18 protein-coding genes are annotated in these 19,829 nt (G+C 69.5%); 2 read left to right on the top strand and 16 right to left on the bottom strand.

Features of this window, described 5'->3' with window-relative positions; genetic code table 11:
* Window positions 1–17 precede the first annotated feature (17 nt).
* The 12 genes from FOF45_RS07435 to FOF45_RS07380 all read right to left on the bottom strand — a co-directional run bounded on the left by FOF45_RS07435 (window position 18) and on the right by FOF45_RS07380 (window position 10,976).
* Window positions 18–2,090: a tetratricopeptide repeat protein gene (locus tag FOF45_RS07435; RefSeq protein WP_158983481.1), complete on the bottom strand. Its 2,073-nt coding sequence runs from the start codon at window positions 2,088–2,090 to the stop codon at window positions 18–20.
* Window positions 2,091–2,169: 79 nt separating this feature from the next.
* Entirely contained in the window at window positions 2,170–2,664 is a 495-nt protein-coding gene (locus tag FOF45_RS07430) for a hypothetical protein (protein ID WP_199244453.1), read from the bottom strand.
* A gap of 128 nt (window positions 2,665–2,792) precedes the next feature.
* A complete protein-coding gene (locus FOF45_RS07425; protein ID WP_158987327.1) occupies window positions 2,793–3,779 on the bottom strand; it encodes a YheT family hydrolase in 987 nt (328 codons plus the stop codon).
* A 134-nt stretch (window positions 3,780–3,913) separates the two neighbouring features.
* The gene (locus FOF45_RS07420; protein ID WP_158983479.1) at window positions 3,914–4,720 is read right to left on the bottom strand and encodes a lysophospholipid acyltransferase family protein; all 807 of its coding nucleotides are present in this window, start codon (window positions 4,718–4,720) and stop codon (window positions 3,914–3,916) included.
* Window positions 4,721–4,822: 102 nt separating this feature from the next.
* Window positions 4,823–5,269, bottom strand: a complete 447-nt coding sequence (locus tag FOF45_RS07415; protein WP_158983478.1) for a hotdog fold thioesterase — start codon at window positions 5,267–5,269, stop codon at window positions 4,823–4,825.
* A 189-nt stretch (window positions 5,270–5,458) separates the two neighbouring features.
* On the bottom strand, window positions 5,459–5,644 hold the full coding sequence (locus tag FOF45_RS07410; protein WP_158983476.1) for a hypothetical protein: 186 nt from the start codon (window positions 5,642–5,644) through the stop codon (window positions 5,459–5,461).
* Window positions 5,645–5,678: 34 nt separating this feature from the next.
* Window positions 5,679–5,864 carry a hypothetical protein gene (locus FOF45_RS07405; protein ID WP_158983474.1) on the bottom strand — a complete coding sequence of 62 codons (186 nt, stop codon included), beginning with the start codon at window positions 5,862–5,864 and terminating at the stop codon, window positions 5,679–5,681.
* Window positions 5,865–6,223: 359 nt separating this feature from the next.
* Window positions 6,224–8,242 (bottom strand): phospholipase D family protein, encoded by a 2,019-nt coding sequence (locus tag FOF45_RS07400; RefSeq protein ID WP_158983472.1) that lies wholly within the window; start codon window positions 8,240–8,242, stop codon window positions 6,224–6,226.
* A complete protein-coding gene (locus FOF45_RS07395; RefSeq protein WP_158983470.1) occupies window positions 8,239–8,760 on the bottom strand; it encodes a YceI family protein in 522 nt (173 codons plus the stop codon). Before FOF45_RS07395 ends, FOF45_RS07400 begins: the two co-directional genes overlap by 4 nt.
* Before the next feature lie 83 nt (window positions 8,761–8,843).
* The gene (locus FOF45_RS07390; RefSeq protein WP_158983468.1) at window positions 8,844–9,320 is read right to left on the bottom strand and encodes a SixA phosphatase family protein; all 477 of its coding nucleotides are present in this window, start codon (window positions 9,318–9,320) and stop codon (window positions 8,844–8,846) included.
* A 59-nt stretch (window positions 9,321–9,379) separates the two neighbouring features.
* The gene (locus tag FOF45_RS07385) at window positions 9,380–10,012 is read right to left on the bottom strand and encodes a ParA family protein (protein ID WP_158983467.1); all 633 of its coding nucleotides are present in this window, start codon (window positions 10,010–10,012) and stop codon (window positions 9,380–9,382) included.
* A gap of 58 nt (window positions 10,013–10,070) precedes the next feature.
* The gene (locus FOF45_RS07380) at window positions 10,071–10,976 is read right to left on the bottom strand and encodes an AEC family transporter (RefSeq protein WP_158983466.1); all 906 of its coding nucleotides are present in this window, start codon (window positions 10,974–10,976) and stop codon (window positions 10,071–10,073) included.
* 108 nt (window positions 10,977–11,084) lie between these two features.
* Between FOF45_RS07380 and FOF45_RS07375 the strand changes: the two genes are divergently transcribed.
* Complete coding sequence (locus tag FOF45_RS07375; RefSeq protein ID WP_158983465.1) at window positions 11,085–12,572, top strand: AAA family ATPase; 1,488 nt, start codon at window positions 11,085–11,087, stop codon at window positions 12,570–12,572.
* A gap of 77 nt (window positions 12,573–12,649) precedes the next feature.
* Window positions 12,650–13,801, top strand: coding sequence for an MBL fold metallo-hydrolase (locus FOF45_RS07370; protein WP_158983464.1), 1,152 nt, complete (start codon window positions 12,650–12,652; stop codon window positions 13,799–13,801).
* Window position 13,802: 1 nt separating this feature from the next.
* Here the strand turns inward: FOF45_RS07370 and FOF45_RS07365 are convergent, their stop codons facing one another.
* From FOF45_RS07365 to FOF45_RS07350, 4 genes are all read right to left on the bottom strand, one after another.
* A complete protein-coding gene (locus FOF45_RS07365; RefSeq protein WP_158983463.1) occupies window positions 13,803–14,501 on the bottom strand; it encodes a 2OG-Fe(II) oxygenase in 699 nt (232 codons plus the stop codon).
* 4 nt (window positions 14,502–14,505) lie between these two features.
* The gene (gene ggt, locus FOF45_RS07360) at window positions 14,506–16,221 is read right to left on the bottom strand and encodes a gamma-glutamyltransferase (RefSeq protein ID WP_158983462.1); all 1,716 of its coding nucleotides are present in this window, start codon (window positions 16,219–16,221) and stop codon (window positions 14,506–14,508) included.
* Window positions 16,222–16,552: 331 nt separating this feature from the next.
* Window positions 16,553–17,182 (bottom strand): tetratricopeptide repeat protein, encoded by a 630-nt coding sequence (locus FOF45_RS07355; protein ID WP_158983460.1) that lies wholly within the window; start codon window positions 17,180–17,182, stop codon window positions 16,553–16,555.
* 177 nt (window positions 17,183–17,359) lie between these two features.
* The gene (locus tag FOF45_RS07350) at window positions 17,360–19,729 is read right to left on the bottom strand and encodes a family 20 glycosylhydrolase (protein WP_158983458.1); all 2,370 of its coding nucleotides are present in this window, start codon (window positions 19,727–19,729) and stop codon (window positions 17,360–17,362) included.
* Window positions 19,730–19,829: the final 100 nt, after the last annotated feature.

Here is a 19,829-nt window from a genome sequence, read left to right as displayed (position 1 = left end):
ACGAAGGCGGAGTCCGGTCACTCGGCCGGATAACCCAGGCGTTCCGCGACCGGGGTGAGCAGCGCGAAGGCATCGCCCAGCGCATCGCGGTACTCGCGCCAACGTCCAGCCTCGAAGTGCGCGGGGCCGAGCGCTTCCTGCGGCGGGATCGGCATGCGGATGCCGAGCGCGTCGGCCATCGCCTGCGCGAGTCCGGTGGCGTCCTGCGCGATGGTGTCCAGCTTCACCAGCCGGTACGAATACAGCTGATGCTCGTGCAGGTCGGCGATCTGCGACAGCGTCTGCGCGAGCCAGCGCGCGCCGGCTTCGGGCGACGGCAGCGCGAACGGCACCGGCGAACCGTAGGCCAGCCAGTCCAGCAGCATGTCGCGCGGATCGCGCAGCGCGACCAGCACCATCGCCTCCGGCAGGTGCGGGCGCAGCGCCAGCAGCAGCGCGTTGTCCCACCACAGCAGCCAGTCGATGATGTTGCCGTCGTTGATGCCGCGCGCCGGCAGTGCCGCGCGCCACAGACCCGCCACGTAGGCCGGGTCGAGCGAACCGTCGAGCAGGCCCGGCACCGTGGTGTAGCGCTGCATCGGATCGGTCGGCGGCTGTGGGCCGAGGCGATCAACGCGCAGCGGCGCACCGGCCTGGTCCAGGGTCACGGCGAGGCGTTCGACCAGCGAACCCGGCGCGCCCCACAACAGCACCACCGCCGGCGTCGGTTCCGGCAGCGGTCCCACCGCCGGCCATTCGCGTTCGCCCTGGCTGATTTCGGGCAGCGGCAAGCGCTGGTCCACCACTTCGGCGTGCAGTTCGGCCCAGGTCGCGATCGCGGTCGCGGGCTGGCCGGCGACATCGAAGCAGCGGCCGAGCAGCTGGCGCAGGCTGCGCTTCACGTTCGCGTCGGGCGCCTGCGCGATCAGTCCTTCCACGCGTTCGACCGCAGCGTCGGGATCGCGCCGCAGCAGCGAATCGACGATGCGCATCTCGGCCTGGGTGTAACCCGGGCGCAGTTCGACGATGCGACGCACCAGCGCGTCGGCTTCATCGGATTCGCCGGCGTGGTCGTGGACGACGACCTGCGCTTCGATCGCCGGGATGAACTCCGGCATCGCCTCGCGCCAGCGCGCGATCACCGCGCGCGCCGGCTCGCTGGCGAATTCCTCGAACAGCAGTCGCGCATGCCACAACTCAGGCGACTGCGCGTGCTCGCGCAGCGCGGCGTCGACCGTCGTGCGTGCGTCGTCGTGCAGGCCCAGGCGGCGCCAGGCTTCGACCAGCGGCAGGATGTTGCGCACGTTGCGCGGGTCGGCGTCGAACGCACTGCGCAGCAGTTCCAGAGCGTGCTCGTTGCGGCCGGCTTCGAGTTCGAGTTCGCCCATCAGGCGCTGCAGTGCGGGGCTCGGACCTTCGCGTTCGAGCAGCGGCGCGAGTTCTTCCGCGGCCTCGCCCGGGCGGCCCTGGCGACGCATCAGGTCGGCGATGACCATGCGCAGCGGACGCGAACCGCCGTCCTTCTCCAGCAGCGCGCGGAACGCCTGTTCGGCGAACGCGAAGTGGCCCTTGGCGAGGTACGCGAAACCGAGCGCATGGCGCAGCTGCAGGTCGTTCGGCGCGCGTTGCGAGGCGGTGCCGAGGATCGCGAGCGCCTGGTCGGCATCGCCGCGGCGCAGCGCCAGCGTGCCCTGCAATGCGGCCACGTGCGGGTGGTCCGGCGCGATGCGCGCCGCGGTGCGGGTCAGGCGCTCGGCTTCGTCGAGATCGCCGCGGCCGACCGCGAGCTGGCCCTGGATGATGTAGGCCGGGAACTGGTTCGGATCCAGGCCGGTGGCGCGGGCCAGCGCAGCCTGCGCCTCGTCGAGCTGGCGCTCGTGCAGCAGCAGGCCGGCGCGTTCGAGGTGCAGGTTGGCATCGTCCGGCGCCAGTTCGATGGCCTGGTCGATGGCGGCCATCGCCGCATCGCGGTCGCCACCCAGCCGCAGCGCGGCGGCAAGCAGGCGATGGGAAGTGGCGTCCTGCGGCTGGGCCGTGACGGCCTCGCGCGCGGCGTTGAGCGCTTCAGGGGCGGCGCCGCGGCGCAGGGCGTCGAGAATCGGTTCGTACATGGACGGCTCGGAAGCGGCGAAAACCGCGATTGTAGCGGCTTGCGCCGGCCGGCCCGGCGTGGCGTGCGGAAGCGCGTCCTCAGCGCCTGAACGGCGCGCGCGGCCCCGGCGGCGGTTCGTCGATTGGCATGGGCTCGCCATAGCCGTAGTAGCCCGGGTGGAAATACCCCGAACCGAACATCGGGCCGTCGCCCTGGCCCACGCTCAGGCTCAGGTTGACGTGGCTGGTGTCGCCGTCCTCGTCGACGTAGGTCTTGTCGAGCTGCACATGCGCGGCCTGCCACTGGCTGCTGCCGGTCTGTTTCGAATACCCGATGCCGGCCTCGAGGCTGCCGTGGACCTGCCAGCCCTCGGCGGCGTCCGCGACGTCGGGGTTCATCGCCGATGCGCCGCCGATGTCGCCGTAATAGGTGCCGGGCGGATCGTTGCGGTAACGCGCCTGGGCTTCGCCGCTGTTGCTGGCGAACTGGATCGGCGTGGTCGGCACGGCGAGGTCGAGCTTCGCCGCCTCGTCCTGGGCGAAAGCCGTCGCCGGTGCGCATGCCACCAGCAACCAGAGGAGCGTGCGCTTCATTGGATCGTCCCCTGTTCGCCGCGGTCGTCGTGTCGTTGCCACGACACTAGTGCCGTGAAGTTGAATGCGTGCTGTCGCCGGCAGGCCTTTTTCCTGTCGGCGTCGACACATTCGCCGGCGCGAGCCGGTCAGTCGATCGCTTCCAGCACCCGCCGCGCGATCCAGCGCTCGGCGAAACCGTCCAATCGCGCGCTCTGCAGGAAGCCGCAGTGGCCGCCCCACGGCGAGATTTCCAGACGCGCCCCGTTCGGCAGGCGCAACACGCGGAAGGTGTCGACCGGGATCACCGGATCGTCCTCGGCCATCAGGATGCTGGCCGGTACCTGCAGCGCGGAGAGACGGTCGCCGGCGATGGAGTAACCGTCGAAGTAGCGTTCCAGCGTGCCGAAGTCGGTGTGGCGCTCGACCATCCACTGCGTGAGCGGACGCATGCGCAGGCCCAGGACGTTGTCGTCGAACGCGTGCGTCTGCGGGAACAGCTCGCGCTTGCGCGCCAGCGAGCCGCGCCACTTGCGCTCGAAATACCACAGGTACAGCGGCAGGCCGTGTTCCATCGAATCCATCGTGCTCGCCGGATCGAGCACCGGGCACACCGCGGCGACGTGGGCCAGTTGCAGGCCCGCGTCCGGCGCGCGCAACGCCAGCCGCAGCGCGAAGTTGCCGCCGAGCGAGTAGCCGGCGACCGCCATCGGATGACCCGGGAAACGCCGCGCCACTTCGGTCGCGGCGCGCACGACCTCGTCGATGCGGTTGGAATGGAACAGGCCTTCGTTGAGGTGGTGGGTGCCGCCGTGATCGCGGAAGTTCAGGCGGAACACTTCGAAGCCCGCGCGCAGGAGTTCGACCGCGGTCAGCCGCATGTAACTGGAATCGACGCTGCCCTCCCAGCCGTGCAGCAGCAGCACGAGTCCGCGCGTGGGCGTGTCGGGCATTGCGCTGTGCACGCCCTGCAGGCGCACGCCATCGCCGGCATCGACGATGTGGTCGGTATGCACCGCGCCGAGCGCGGCGAGACTGCGTTCGCCGTGCCGCCGGCGCAGCAGGCTGGACCCCAGCACCGACTGGACGTGCGCGTTGCGCAGCCAGCTCGGGGGTTGGTAATCGGCGACGGTCAGCATCGGCGTGGACACCAGCAACATAAGTCTCGGCCTCTGGACAGCTTAAGCAGGAGCTTCATGCGCGATTCGTGAAATCCCCATGTCCGTTACAACGCAGGCGGGCGTCGAACCCTGCCGCGCGCGCCCGCGATTCAGCTGGTCATCGCCTCGACGATGCGCGCGCGCGCCAGCTCGGCGATGCGCCGGCGGCCATCGGCCTCGCCGGGCAGGATGGGTTCCAGGAAATGGACCTCGGCCAGGCGCGCCGGTTCACCGAGCAGGCGGAGGAAATTGGCCAGGAAGCTTTCGCCCGGCTGGAACGCGACCACCTGCTGGGCGTCGCCGCCCTCGCCGTAGCGCAGCGCGACCGGCTGCACCGGCACGCCGGCCTCGACCGCGGCCAGGAAGATGCGCGCATGGAACGGGCCGATCTCGCGGCCGCCACGGGTGCCGCCTTCGGGGAAGACGCCGACCGAACGCCCCTCGCGCAGCCTCGCCAGCATCGTGTGCAGTACGCCGCCCAGCGATTCGGTGCTGCCGCGCGAGTGGAAGATCGTCTCGCCGCGCGAGGCGAGCCAGCCGACCAGCGGCCAGCTGGCGATCTCGCGCTTGGCGACGAAACCCATCATGCGCTGGCTGTGCAGCGTCTCGATGTCGATCCAGCTGACGTGGTTGGCGACGAACATCGCCGCGCCGGGCAACGGCTCACCGAAGCGGCGCAGGCGGAAGCCGAAGATCCACATCAACCCGGCCGACCAGGCGCGGATCGCGCGATTGGCGATGGGTTCGTCGCCCACGCGCAGGCCCACGGTGAGCGGCGTGGTCCAGATAAGGGTCAGCGGCAGATCGACGACGACGTGCCACAGCAGCAGCGGCACGCGGACGAGGTAACGGAGCGCGCGCGCGGCGGGCGCCGTGGTCGGCGCCGTCGCGCCGGCGTGGGGGGACGGCGCATTCATTGAATGCAAGATACCGAAGCGCCGCCGTCGCGACCAGCGCCGGCAACGACACACAGTGGTGAATACGCAGGCGCATTGCCCGGACGGCGCGCGCAGGCCGGTTCAGTCGCGCGCGACCACCGCGAGCGTGATCCGCGAGATGCACACGAGCCGGCCGCGTTCGTCCTCGATGCGGATTTCCCATACCTGGGTACGACTGCCCACGTGCAGCGGACGCGCGGTCCCGGTGACCAGGCCTTCGCGCACGGCGCGCACGTGGTTGGCGTTGATCTCGATGCCGACGCAGACCTCGCCGTCGCCGACGCTCAGGTTACCGGCGCTGCTGCCCAGCGTTTCGGCGAGCAGGACCGATGCGCCGCCGTGGAGCAGGCCATAGGGCTGACGGGTGCGTTCATCGACCGGCATGGTCGCGCGGACGAAATCGAAACCGACCTCGGTGAACACGATGCCCAGCGGCTCCATCGCGGTGCCGCGCGAGAGCGCGTTGAGATCGTCGAGACGGGGCGTGCCGCGGAACGGCGAGCGGGGGGCGTGGGGTGTGTCGCTCATCGCGCCACCTTAGCGGCGGTCGCGGGCGGCGGCCAGTCGGAAGGGCGTGGCGGCCGGCAAAAAAAGGGGCCCGGGAGCCGGTGCGCGGTTACGGAGAGAGACCGACGCGCCGGGTCCGGGCCAGGGGGAAAGAGAGAGCGTTGCCGTGGTTCTGGGGGTGGGAATCACGCATGGGTCGCTGGCGACGGCTCATGCGCAGCGGAAACGGGGCTGCATCCAGTCCTGGGCATAGCGGCGGTTGGCGGCGTAACCGCTGCTGTTGCCGTAGCCGACGCCGAAATCACGATCGCGATGGATGTGGCGCTCCGGCAGGGGGATCACGTTGGAGCGGGCGCTGGGGGCGGAAGCGTTCGGGCTGGGACGGGAGGCGTTCATGGCGATTTCCTGCTGTGGCGGGTGGTGCGGTGGGTCAGGCAAAGCGGAAGCGCGGCGGCGCCCACTCGGACGTGTAGCGGCGGTTGCTGGCGTAGCCGGAGCTGTTGCCGTAGCCGACGCCGAAGTCGCGTTCACGGTGGGCGCGGGCATTGGCCAGGACGGCCGGCGGAACCTTGGCGGACTTGGCAAACGAGGCGGAGAAGGTGCGAAGAGCGTTCATGGCGGTGTCCTTGTCAGTGGGGGTGTGACTTGGTGTGTTGGTAAAGTACAACACCAGATCATTTCCAACATGGGCCAGAAGTCACCCCACCGAAGACCTACTTGCCAGGGGTGCGGCCGCAGCCGGAACTTGCTGATATAGATAGCTATTTCTGGCGAAGCGTTGCCATGACTGATGGCAGGGGTCGCCTCGCCGGACCCGCGATGACGCCTCCCGGGCCGGGCTTGGGTCGTCAGCCAGAGTGACCAGCGTCACGTTCATCGGCCTGAACAGGCAGGCCGGGATGGGGGCCGCAGCGGCCACTGCGCAAAAGCGGTCCACACACGGGCGACGGAACACCCGCGAACGGCACCCTCAGGTCAGAGGATCGGCGCGAGTCCTGCGCCGAAGGCGGTGAAGATGCGCGTGGTGACGCCCTTCAGGCCAGCGGAAACTTCCGGAAAATCGCCGACCGGCGTGTAGCACGCGCGGAAACCCGGATCGCTCGGCAGCAACGGCTCCGGGCATTCGGGGCCGGGCACGAACTCGTAGCTGGTGGCGTAGCGCATCGGCCACAGGTCGAACACCGGCATCGCCTCGAACATCTTGCCGATCGAGTAATCCAGGCCCGAGAACACCGGCGGCTTGTCGCGCCGTGCGATCACCCACGAGTTGGCCGGCTCCATGTCGCGGCGGATGCTCGCCGCCAGCGCCTGCGCGAACGCGGGGTCCTCGATCACCACCGCGCTCTCGGTGTTGTAGTGGTCGCCGCGCGGATCGAAGTTGTGCGTGCCGACCACGCCGATCTTCTCGTCGATCACCATCGACTTGGCGTGCAGGCCGATGCGCACGCCGGCGCGCTCCAGCGGCACCGGCCGGTTGGCGCCGCGCGTGCTGTAGCGCAGCGCGGTGTACTCGCGCGACAGCGCGCGCCGGTATTGCTCGCGCTCGACGACACTGCTGCGATCGTACTGGTTGCGCAGCTCGCGGCGAGTCTGCTTCAACGACTCGGCCGACGGCGGCGTGCCGCTTTCGCCCGCGAGCGCGCGCGATGGCGACACAGTGCCCGGGTCGGCGCTGGAGGCCTCGTCCGTGTCGAGGTCGGGCAGTGTCGCGCCCGTGGTGGCCACGTCGATCGGTGCGTCCCGCGGAAACGGCTTGTATTCGAAGATGTTGAATCCGAACTCGCGCAGGTAACGGCGCTTGTACTTGTACGACAGCGCGTACGCGATGAAGGCGTCGGTCGCGGCGAGGCTGTTGGTCGAGATGATCACGCGCGGACGCTGTTCGCGCGGACGCTGGTGCAGGCCGCGGAACATCTCCTGCGCCGCATCCGACAACACCAGGTACGGCGTCTGCAGGATCACTTCGTCCTGGGCGGATTCGATCAGGCTGCGCAGCGAACCGGATGCGACGGCCTGCTGCTCGGCGTTCACCGCCGCATGTTTTTCCGGCGTGTCGGAGATGTAGCGCACCGCGCCCACTGGCAACGCCTGTTGTACCAGCCGCTCCTCGACCAGAGCTCCGTCGCTGGCGTCGGCCAGCATCGCCAGCGCGCGCTCGGGGCGTTCGAACTTCATCGCCGGCAACGCTGGCACGCCGCCGGAGAGGACGCGGCCGCCGACATCGTTGAGGCGCTCCACCGGCGTGCTGCGTCGATCGTTCCAGAACAGCGCGAAGTCCTCGCCCATCACCCGCGCGACCGGACCGGCCACGAGCAGGTCGCGATCGCGGAAGTTGTACTCGTCGTCCCAGTCGTAATAGTCGTCCTGGTAGTTCCGTCCGCCGGTGATGCCGACCGCGCCGTCGATCAGCAGCAGCTTGGTGTGCATGCGCTGGTTGAGCGTGCGCCAGCAGCACGCGGCGGCCAGCGCGTACTGCGGATAGCTGATCTGCGCACGACCGAGAACCGGGCTGTACAGCTTCAGCTCGAAGTTGACGTGCGCGCCGGCGAGTGCCGCCAGTGTGTCGATGTGCTTGAGCGCGGAGAGCTGGTCGATCAGCACGCGCACGCGCACGCCACGTCGCGCCGCCGCGAGCAGTTCGTCGAGCACCAGCCGCCCGGCGTCGTCCTCGTCGAAGATGTAGGTCTGCAGGTCGATCGCGGTGGTCGCGCTGCGGATCAGGTTGACGCGCGCGAGCAGCGCGTCCGGACCACGATCGAGGATCAGCGCGTAATGGCGCGGCTGTTCCGGCGTGGATTCGGCGAAGGCACGCGCGGCCAGCGCGCGCAGCGGCGAGGGCTGCGCACAGGCGTCGCGGCGCTCGCATTCGACCTGGGTCGAGCGCGCGGCCACCACGATCTCCGAAGCGCGGTCGCGCTGGGCGTTGGAGAGCGAGGCGCAGGCACTCAGTGCAAGGGCAAGCAGCGCCAGGACGGCACGCTGGGTCAAGCTCATGGAGCCGGCTCCACCACGCGCACGCGCATGCTGAACCGCACGCGGTCCACCAGCGCGAACTGCCAGCCGTCCAGCGAATAGTCCTCGCGGCTGATGCTGCCGCCGGCGACCACGTCGCATTCACGGCCCGGCGCGTCGCACTCGGGTTCCGACAGGTAGAACACTTCCATGCGGCTGACGCCGTGCATGGACAGCCGGCCGCGCATGCGACCGCCGGTGTGGATCAGGGATTCGGGATGCGGATCGGACACGAATTCGATGTACGGATAGCGGGCGGCGTCGAAGAAGCTGGGACCGCGCGCGAGCGCGGTGTAGCGCTCGGAGCCTTCGACGACGACGCCATCGGTGCGCAGCACGATGCGCACCCGGTGGCGACCGTCGGCCAGCGTGGTCACGTCGCCCTCGTAACGCGGGAAGGTACCGGCGACGCGCTGGCCCCAGCGCGTGCGCAGTTCGAAGCCGAAGCGGGTGTGGGCAGGATCGAAGGGACTGATCGATACGCCCGCCGCTTCCGGCACGGGCACATCAGGCGATTGCGCGACCGCCGGACAGGCCGACAGTGCGCACAGCAGTACAAGGACCGGGTGCCTGGATCGGACGGTCACGGCCACCAGAACGCGCTGAGCTGGGCTGCCCCCGGTTCCAGTCCCGTGCCGGTCGGCACGGTGAGCACGGCAATCCCTGCCGGAGGCATGCCGCGATAGTCGCCGGACTGGCCGCTGTGCAGCAGCGCCGCCAGCCGTTCCAGTCCGGGGTTGTGGCCAACCAGCATCAGCCGTTCGGCCTCGCCGTGAGTGTCGGCCAGGGAGATCAGCGTGCCCGGGGTGGCGTCGTAGATCGACGGTTCGATGCGCTGGTCGACGTAGCCGATGGCCGCCAGCACCGCCTCCAGCGTCTCGCGCGTCCGCCTTGAGGGCGAACACAGGACACAGTCGGGGATCAGCTTGTTCTCGGCCAGCCAGCGACCGGCGGCTTCCGCCTCGGCCAGGCCTTCGGCCGAGAGCGGGCGGTCCAGGTCGGCCTGTCCGTTGGCGGCAGGTTCCGCGTGGGCGTGTCGTAGCAGGATCAGTTCACGCATGCGCGCGGCAACTCCAGGGCTGAGGCTCGGCCGGCATTATCGCGCAGCCGCGTGATGGCTCAGGCTTTCTTCAACCACTTCAGCAAAGGCTCCCAGTCCTCCTGGTGCTCGCGCACCTGGGCGGAGTGGTAGTCGAAGAGGCTTTTTCCCAGTCCGGTCAGCATTACGTAGGCCTGGCTGTCGCGCAGTCGGGCCACCACCGGATAGGGCCACGCGCCGAGCAGTTCCATCGCCTGCTGCGAGGCATGGGTCCACGGCTTGAGCTTGTTTCCCACCAGCCCTACCCGCAACTGGCCGCGGCGGACGCGCGGATGCTTGGCGAGGGAGTCGAGGAACGGCACGGTGGCTTCGATGTCGAGCGCCGACGGCTGCACTGGCACGACCACCGCGTCGGCGGTTTCGAGGAAGTTCTCCAGGTCGTCCGCCATCGAACCGGCGGGCGCATCGATGATCAGGCGCTGGGTGTCGTCGGGCAGCTGCTTGCGCCACGCCTTGCGGCGGGTGCCGTCGAGCGGGAGCACGGCGCTGTCGAGGACCGCGCGCCGCTGCGCCCAGCGCGTCGAGGATTCCTGCGGATCGGCGTCGACGAGCGCGGTGCGCAGGCCGTCGAGCGCCGATTGTGCGGCGAGGTGCGTGGCGATCGTGGTCTTGCCCACGCCCCCCTTGGAACTGGCCACCAGCACGGTCTTCATGCGGACTCCCCTCTGGATGGAAGCCGCAGCGTACACCGGGCCCGGCCGCGCGACACGCTCAGGTGCCGACCGTCGCCCACAGCGGCAGGGTCAGCAGCGAAAGGAGCAGGCCGTACCCGACCATCGCCGCCGCCAGGCGCGGGGCCAGGCCGTGGGCGATGGCGAGCGCGCCGGCCGTGACCATCGACGGCATCGCCGCTTCGAGCACGGTGGTACGGGCCATCTCGCCCTGCAGCCCGAGCAGCGGCACGAGCAGCCAGGCCAGCGCCGGCATCACCGCCAGCTTCAGCAGCAGGCCGATGCCGAGCGGCTTGAGCTCGTCGCGCGGCAGGGTCAGGCGCACCGACAGGCCGATGGTCAGCATCGCCAGCGGCAACAGAGCATCGGACAGACGCTGCAGGCCACCGGCGAGCCAGCCCGGCGGATCGACCGGCATAACCGTGAACCCCGCCACCAGCGCCCACAGCGGCGGGAACTTCAGCACCCGCACGACCATCTGCCGCGGCGACGGCGCGTGTTCGCCGCTGTAGTGCGCCAGCACCCACAGGCCGAACGTCGACAACACCAGGAAGGTGCCGAACTGGTCGTACACCACCGCGTACGGCAGGGCGTGTTCGCCGACCAGCGCGCGGGTCAGCGGATAGCCGAGGAAGCTGGTGTTGCCCAGCGCGACGGTGAGCATCAGGACCGCAGTCTCGTCACGACGGAAACGCAGCCAGCGCGCGAGTGCGCCGACCAGCAGCACGGTCGCGCCCAGCAACAGCCACGGCACCGCGGCCACGCCCAGCAGCGCCGGCTCCAGATGCAGGCGCGGCACGTAACGCAGCACCGCCGCGGGCAGGCAGACGTAGAGGACGACCAGGTTCAGCGTCAGCGCGGCGTCGCCGGGCAGCACGCGCAGGCGCTGGAACAGGTAGCCCAGCGCCAGCATCGCCAGCACGAGCGCGAAAGCGTCGAAGGCCAATGGGACATTCCGTGCGGACCAGCGCACATGGTCGCGGTCGCGGCGGGACGGCTCAAGTATCCATCCTGCCCGCTATGATCGCCGCTCCGACATGGATGCGCGGCCACGATGACCGAACTGCAGGACCTCACCGCGCTGATCCGCGCCAACACGCCACTGATCGTCATCGAGACCCGCGACGAAGCACGCGTGGTCGAACTGTTCCGCCAGGCACTGATGCACGTGTGGCGCGCGCTGCACCGCTGGTCGATCACCGAGGGCCTGCGCCGCATCGATCTGGACCGCGAGGATGCGGCGGAGATCGCGCCCGACGCCTCCAACACGCTGCAGGCGATCCGCAACGCCGACCAGCGCGGCATCTACGTGCTGCTCGATTTCCATCCGTACCTGGGCTACGCCGGCACGCAGCGCCAGTTGCGCGACATCGTGCAGCGCCGCGACTGCCAGCCGCACGTGCTGGTGCTGGTCGGGCACAAAGTCGAGCTGCCGCCGGAGCTCGATGCCATCGCCGTGCGCTACGCGCCGCGCCTGCCCGATGCCAACGCGCTGCTCAAACTGGTGCGCGAGGAAGCCGAGAATTACGCGCGCGAACACGGCGGCAAGCGCGTGGAAGTCGACAGCGAAGCGGTGCAGCAGATCGTGCGCAACCTGCGCGGGCTCGATCCGATCGACGCGCGCCGCATCGCCCGGCACCTGATCTTCGAAGACGGCGCGCTCGGTCCGGACGACCTGCCGCAGCTGGCGAAGCTGAAGTTCGAACTGCTCAACCGCAGCGGCCACCTGCATTACGAATACGACAGCGCGCGCATGGACGAGGTCGCCGGCGCGGCACGCTTCAAGCGTTGGATCGAGCAGCGTCGCGGCGTGTTCGTCAGCGGCGATGCGCCGCCGGGACTCGATCCGCCCAAGGGCGTGCTGCTGCTGGGCGTGCAGGGCTGCGGCAAGTCGATGCTGGCCAAGGCCGTCGCCGCCGGCTTCGGCGTGCCGCTGGTGCGGCTGGACTTCGGCACGCTGTACGACAAGTTCCACGGCGAGACCGAGAAGAACCTGCGCGCCGCGCTGGCCTCGGCCGAGCAGCTGGAGCCGTGCGTGCTGTGGATCGACGAGATCGAGAAGGGTCTGGCCGGCGATGGCGGCGATTCCGACGGCGGCGTGTCGCGGCGCGTGCTCGGCTACCTGCTGACGTGGATGGCCGAGCGCCGCTCGCGCGTGTTCCTGGTCGCGACCGCGAACCAGATCGACGAGCTGCCTCCGGAACTGCTGCGCAAGGGTCGCTTCGACGAGATCTTCTTCGTCGACCTGCCCTCGCCCGCGGTGCGCGAGCAGCTGTTCGCGCTGCACCTGCGCAAGCGCTCGCTCGACCCTTCGACGTTCGATCTCGCAGGGCTGGCGACGGCGAGCGACGGGTTCTCCGGCGCTGAAATCGAACAGGCCATCGTGGCCGCGCTGTATGCCGCGCATGCGGCGAAGGCGCCGCTGGTCGACTTCACCCTGCGCAACGAGCTGAAGCAGACGCGTCCGCTCTCGGTGCTGATGGGCGAACAGGTGCAGGCGCTGCGCGAGTGGGCGAACGGACGCACGGTCCCGGCCGACTGAGTTCGCCATGACTTCCGGGTCGCGCATCGCGGCCCGGCAAGTTCCAGCATGGCGGCACCTGATCCGGGGTCGTCGTCATGCGAACGAAGCTCGCCTGGTTCCTCGTCCTGTCGCTTGCCTGCGTAACCACGCCGGCGCAGACGGCCACCGTCGCGCCCGGCACGGCGGCGCCCGTGTCGGGCCCGCTGCCACGCGACGGCTATTTCCAGCAGATCCATCGCGTCGCCGACGGCGTGTGGCTGATCGCGCAACCGCAGCCGTTCCACATCCAGCCGATCGGCAACGTCGTCGTGATCGAGCAACGCGACGGTCTGGTGCTGATCGACGCCGGCGGCTCGCCCGGCGCGGGCCGGCGCATCGTCGAGCTGGTGCGCGGCGTCAGCGACAAACCGGTGAAGGCGGTCGCGATCACCCACTGGCACGGCGACCACGTGCTCGGGCTTCCGGCGATCGTCGAGCGCTGGCCGAAAGCGGACGTGATCACCACCACGACCACCGCCGGACACCTGACCGGTCGCTCCATGAAGGCGTATCCGAAGGGCGCGCCCGATTCCACGGCGCAGGCGGCGTTCGACGAGCGACTGGATGGCGCGGACGCCTTCCTGCGCGACACGCTCGCCAAACCCGATCTCGCGCGCGCAGAGCGCGAAGGCTTCGAAGCGTCTCAGCGGCTGTTCCGCCAGTACCGCGAGGACACGCGTGGGCTGTATCTCGTCGCGCCGACGCGGATGTTCGATACGGCGCTGCGGCTGGACGATCCGCAACGTCCGGTCGAGCTTTGGCATCCGGGCCGCGCCAACACCGACGGCGATCTGGTCGCATGGCTGCCCGCGCAGCGCGCGATGGCCACCGGCGATCTGCTGGTCGCGCCGGTTCCCTTCGGCTTCAACGCATATCCCCGCGACTGGGCGGACTCGCTGCGCGCGCTGCAGGCGAAGCGCCCGACGCTGTGGCTTCCCGGCCACGGCGCGGCGATGCACGACGACGCCTATGTCCAGCGAGTGATCGCGCTGGTCGAGCAGACACGCGCCGCCGTCGCGCCGCTGGCGAAAGAAAGGCTGACGCTGGAACAGGTGCGCGCGAAGATCGATCTGTCGGACGCGCGCGTGCGGTTCGTCGGCGACGATCCGTGGTTGTCGCGCTGGTTCGACCGCTACTGGACGCAACCCTTCGTCGATGCGGCGTACCGTGAAGCGAACGGCCAGCCGATCGAACAGGGCGAAGGCTGAGTCAGGAAAGGAACCAGCCGGTGATCGCCATGCGGTCCTGCTCGGCCCACGGCGCGACCAGCGACACCGCGTGGCCGGTCGGCACCTTGAACAGCGACAGCGTGTTCCAGCGCGGCAGGAAGGTGTCGGTCACGCGGCCTTCGCCGTCAACGAACTGCAGCAGTCCGCCCCAGTCGGCGTGCCAGTCGCGGGTCAGGTTGAGCACGTAGGCGTAGAGCCGGCCTTCGCGCGATTCGGCATCGGTGTGGTAACGCAGGAAATGCCCCGCGCGGTAGCGCGTGGCCTGCGCATTGACGCGACGGATGCGCACGTCGCCGGTCAGCTCGCGCAGGAAGGCGAGGTACTGCGGCGAGTTGAACACTTCCAGCACGCGGTGCAGCGCCAGGTCGGGATCGCGCCCTTCCTGGTACGCGGTCACCATCATGTAGCTCTCGTAGGCGAAGCGGAATGCACCCTTTGCATCCGCCACGTCGGCGAGCAGGCGCGCGCGCTGCTCCGCATCCATCGCCGCGTAGGCGGCGTGCTCGATGGTGCGCGCGCCGGTCCCGTCGCGCACCGCCAGCGTCCACGGCACTTCCCGTGCGAGGCAGTCGTGGAGGCGCTGCGCAACCTCGGGCTGCAGGTAATCGGGGACCTGCGCACGTCCCTGCGCGAGCAGGCGCTCGCGGCACAGTGGGACGTCGACGCGGTCGCCGATCATGCGCTCAGTACCCGGCGGCCTGGCCGTCCTTGCGCGATTCGCTGGCGCCGATGTAGCCGCCATTCGGGTTGACCATGATCGCCTGGTAGCCGCCGTAGGGACCGTCGGCGAAGCGCACGGAATGACCCTTGCGCATCAGCGCGCGCACGGTTTCGTAGGAGAAGCCGGTTTCCAGGTCGAGCTCGCCGCCGTCGTTCATCGCGGTGTTCTGGCCGGCCGGTTCGGTGCTGCCGTCGTGCTGGATGCGCGGCGCGTCGCCGGCTTCCTGCAGGTTCATGCCGAAATCGACCAGGTTCATGATGATCTGCGCATGGCCCTGCGGCTGCATCGCGCCGCCCATCACGCCGAAGCTCAGCCACGGCTTGCCATCCTTCGTGGCGAAGGCGGGGATGATGGTGTGGAACGGACGCTTGCCCGGCGCGAACGAATTGGGATGGCCTTCCTTCAGGACGAACTGCTCGCCGCGGTCCTGGAAGATGAAGCCCAGCCCGGGAGGCGCCATGCCGCTGCCCATGCCGCGGTAGTTGGACTGGATCAGCGAGACCATCATGCCGTCGGCGTCGGCGACGGTCATGTAGATGGTGTCGCCTTCGTTGAGCTGCGGGATCACGCCGGGCTCGACCGCGCTTGCGGCGCGGTCCATCGAGATCAGCTTGCCGCGCTCGCGCGCATACGGCTTGGAGATCAGCTTCGCGGTCGGGCTCTTGTAGAAGTCGGGATCGGCGTACGACGCGGCGCGGTCGGCGAAGGCCAGCTTCTTGGCCTCGGTGAACAGGTGCACGTGTTCGGGACTGCCGAAGCCGTAGGACTTCAGGTCGTAGGGTTCGAGCAGGTTGAGGATCTGCAGCGCGGCGATGCCCTGCCCGTTCGGCGGCAGTTCCCACACGTCGACGCCACGGTAGTTGGTGCTGACCGGCTCGACCCATTCGCCGGTGTGCGAGGCGAGATCGTCGTAGCTCAGGAAGCCGCCGTTGGCCTTGAAGTACGCGTCGATGGTGCGCGCGATGTCGCCCTTGTAGAACGCGTCGCGGCCGCCGTTGGCGATCTTCTCCAGCGTGGTGGCGAGGTTGGGGTTCTTCCACATCTCGCCGGTGCGCGGGCCGCGTCTTTTACCGGGCGCATCACCGGCGACGGTGAACTGTTCGGTGAAGCCCGGCCACTTCGACAGCGTCGGCACGCTGCGGCCCCAGTAATACGCGATGACTTCGTGCACCGGATGGCCTTCGCGCGCGTAGCGGATCGCCGGCGCGAGATCCTCGGCGATCGGCTTGCGGCCAAAGCGGCCATGCAGCGCGAACCAGGCGTCCACCGTGCCCGGCACCGTCACGGGCAGCGGGCCGTGCGCCGGGATCTCGGTCAGGCCGCGGCGCTGGAACTCGGCCAGCGTCAGCGACTTGGGCGAACGACCGGAGCCGTTGTAGCCGTAGAGCTTCTTCGTCTTGGGATCCCAGACGATGGCGAACAGATCGCCACCGACACCGTTGCCGGTGGGTTCCATCAGGCCGAGCGCCGCGTTGGCGGCGATGGCGGCGTCGACCGCGCTGCCGCCGGCCTTCATCACGTCCAGCGCGATCTGCGTGGTGAGCGGGTGCGAGGTCGCGGCGATCGCATGCGGCGCATACACCTCGCTGCGCGTCGCGAAGGGCTTGCCGGTGATGCGGTCGGCGCACATGGCGGTGAACGGGAGACTCAGGAGGGCAGCGGTGAACAGCAGACGCATGGGCGGGTGATCGGCGGGATGACGCCGCATCCTAGCGCGAGGTTTGTGCGGCGTGACGTGCCGATCGTGCGCTCAGGGGACCGGGCGGTGGCGTATCGTGCGCGCGGTCTGGTTCGACGCTTCTGAGCCGCCACGCTGACGTTCGCCCTTCTCGCCTTCGGCGACCGCAGGGAGTGCAGAGCTGAGAGGGACAGGCGCGAAGCGCCAGGGAGAGGGGGTCGGGCTCCTGCTTACGCGCTGCGCGCGCACCCCTCTTCCGCCCTACGGGCACCTTCTCCCGCAAGGGGAGAAGGGAAAAGCATTAGTCGCCAAAGGCGGCCAGGGAACGGGGTTACGGCCAGCTCGGCGGATTCAACGCCCACGCCGCCTGCACCTCGGTCAGCACGGTGCGGTCGGTCTCGCGCCACTCGGGCAGCAGGCGGGTGAACTGGGCGGTGGTGTTCCACTGCTGCGGCTCGGTGCGGACGGCAGCGGCGTACCACTGCACGGCTTCGTCCTTGCGACCCACCGACCACAGCGCCAGTGCCAGCGTCGGCGGCATCCAGGCGGCGGTCACGCTGCGGCCTTCGACCAGCGAACGCCACTGCGCCAGCGCGCCTTCGGAATCGCCGGCGCGATACAGGTCCCAACCGTAGTTCCAGACGACCGAACGCCACAGCCCATCGCTGCGGTCGATCGCGCCGAGCGCGCGACCATAGAGCTGGCGGCCAAGATCGACGCGACCGGCTGCCATCGCCATGTGCGCGAGTTGCGCGACTTCGGCCTTGGCGCGCGGATTGCGCTCGACGATCTTGACCAGCTTTTCCATCGCCACGTCGCCGGTCTCGCGCACGGCGACCACGGGCTTGACGGTATTGGCGTCGGCGTCGAAGTAGAACTCCGACGGACGGGTAATGGATTGCGCCGACACGGCGCTGGAGACGGCCAAGAGCGCCGTCGCGAAAAGACTGCGAGCAAGCATGCGTGAATCCCCCTGTGCAACGCAGCAATCCTAACCCGCTTCGGGCCGGGATCGCCGCCTCGCGACATATCTGTCCGTGATAACGGCAGGGCCGCCGCATTCCGAAGGGCCCGTTTCGGCAAAGGTCCGCCCCGCTCCGGACCGCCTCCCCGCGGCCCGGAACGGTGCGGACGGGCCTCAAGGGCCCTTGGGCAGCAGGGCGACCTCGTCGATCACCCACATCGGATCGTGTTCGCCGGAGGCGAAGGTGAAGCACAGGTCGTGGCGTCCGGCGAGCGTCGGCATCGGCGCTTCCAGGACGGTCAGGCCCTGCGACTTGCGCGCCGGTGCGAGCGGCAACGTGATCGCCGGTTCGCCCTCGCAGCCGTCGACGCGCACTTCCAGCGCACCGCCCGGCACCTTGGCCTCGCGCGTCACCACCAGTCGAGCGTCCTTCCACAGCTGGAAGTTGTGCGGCAGCTGGCCGACGCGGACCTGCAGGGTGGCGATGCCGTCGAGCGGCGCGTCGTCGTAGAGCCAGCACGGATCGAACACGTCGCTCATCAGCAGCGTGCGTTCGCCTTCCTTGCCGTCGGCCGGTGCGTCGTCCTCCATCCGCAGGAGCAGGCCCTTCTTGCACGAGCGCAGGGCAGGGCCGCCGCGCGCCAGCAGGCTGCGCGCGTCCAGCGTGAAGCGGCGCGGTGCGGCCAGCGCGCGGGTGTCGGCGAAAGCGTTGGCGACGACAGTGCTCGGCAGCGGCAGGTCCAGCGGATGCGTGTACTCGGGCGAGACCGCGGTCGGATCACTGCCGTCGGTGGTGTAACGCAGCGTGCCGAAGCCGGTCTGGTTCGACATCGCCAGCGTCGCCTTCCCGCCTTCACCCGCCTGCGGGGTGAAACGCACGGCGAAGGCGCTGTCCGACGCGTTGAAGCCCGCCGTGCGGTAGCGCGCCATGTCCGGCGCCATGCGCTGCAGGAAGTCGTTCCAGTCCAGGCGCGCTTCCGGCGTCCACGTCACTTCGGCCAGCGCGGCGGCGCGCGGGAACATCGCCCGCTGCATGCGCTCGAGGGTGCGCTGGTGCTCGGTCCACAGGTTGGCCTGCGCGCCAAGCACGTGCCTGGCCTGTTCCGCGCTCAACTGCACGGGCACGACCTTGAACTCGTACACGCTCTTGAGCGACATCACGTCGAGCCGGCCCGGGTTCTCGTCGGGCGCGTCGCTCTGCAGGTGGTCGAGGTAGAGGTTCGGCGCGGGTGCGAGCACGACATCGTGGCCGGCGCGCGCGGCTTCGATCGCGCCGTCGGTGCCGCGCCACGACATCACCGTGGCGTCCTCTGGCGGGTTGCCTTCGAGGATCTCGTCCCAGCCGATCATGCGGCGACCCTTGGACTCGATGTACTTCTCGAGTCGCCCCATGAACCAGCCCTGCAGCTGCATTTCGTCCTTCAGGCCGAGCTCGCGCTTCTTCGCCTGCACGGCCGTCGACTGTTCCCACTGGTCCTTGGCCGCTTCGTCGCCGCCGAGGTGGATGTAGCGGCCGGGGAAGAGCTCCATCACTTCGTCGAGCACGTTCTCCAGGAACGTGAACGTGCCGTCGTCGACGTTGAACAACCATGTGTGCACGCCCCAGTCCGGCGACACCGGCGGCGTCTTGCCGGTCACGCCCAGCTTGGGATACGAGGCGATCGCCGCCTGCGCATGGCCGGGCAGGTCGATCTCCGGCACCACGGTGACGTAGCGCTCGGCGGCGTACTTCACCACGTCGCGGATCTCGTCCTGCGTGTAGAAGCCGCAGTAGGGCTTCGGCTTGCCCTTCGCATCGCGACCGGCCGCGCCAGCGGGAATGCGGCAGCCGCCGACTTCGGTGAGCTTGGGGTACTGGCGGATCTGGATGCGCCAGCCCTGGTCGTCGGTCAGGTGCCAATGGAAGGTGTTGAGCTTGTGCAGCGCCATCTGGTCGATCAGCGCCTTCACTTCGTCCGGCGTGCGGAAATGGCGCGCGACGTCGAGCATGAGGCCGCGCCAGGCGAAGCGCGGTGCGTCCTCGATACGTTGCGCGGCAATCGCCACGTCGCCCTTGCCGCCGTCGGCGGTGGCCAGTTGCCACAGCGTGACCGCGCCGTAGAACAGGCCCGCCGGCGCACGCGCACTGATCTTCGCGCCCTGCGGGGTGATGTCGAGCACGTAGGCCTCGTCGCCCGCGGGGGCGATGGCCGGATCGATCGCGAACACGACGGCCGCGCCGTCGACCGCGCCGCCCACTTGCGGGGCGAAGCCGCGCGACGTGTTCACGCGCGCGGCGAAATCGTTGGCGATGCGCGTGGCCTCGGCGTTGTCGCCGACCACCGCGATGCGCGCCTGCGGACCGAGCCGCAGCTGTCCCTCGCGGGTTTCGACCTGCGCGGGGCGGGGAATGACTTGAGTGGTCGCGGCCGCCACGGCCGGTGCTGTCGCCGGGCTGGTTTCCTTCGCCGGGGTCGCCGACGGTGCGGCGTCGCGCTGGCACGCGCCCAGGCCCAGCGCCAGGGTCACGCCGGCCACCACGCTCAATGCGGATTGCAGTCTCATCGCGTCCTCATCGTTTCGGTTGCGCCCCTGGGCGCCCAAACAAGCGGGCCCGGCATGACCGGGCCCGCTGTGTTGCCTTACACCGTCAAACCACGGTGCA

The organism is Lysobacter panacisoli (genome assembly GCF_009765165.1).
Taxonomy (GTDB): Bacteria; Pseudomonadota; Gammaproteobacteria; order Xanthomonadales; family Xanthomonadaceae; genus Lysobacter_J; species Lysobacter_J panacisoli.
The sequence above is the reverse complement of the archived record's forward strand: the minus strand, read 5'-3'. Positions and strand labels throughout refer to the sequence as shown.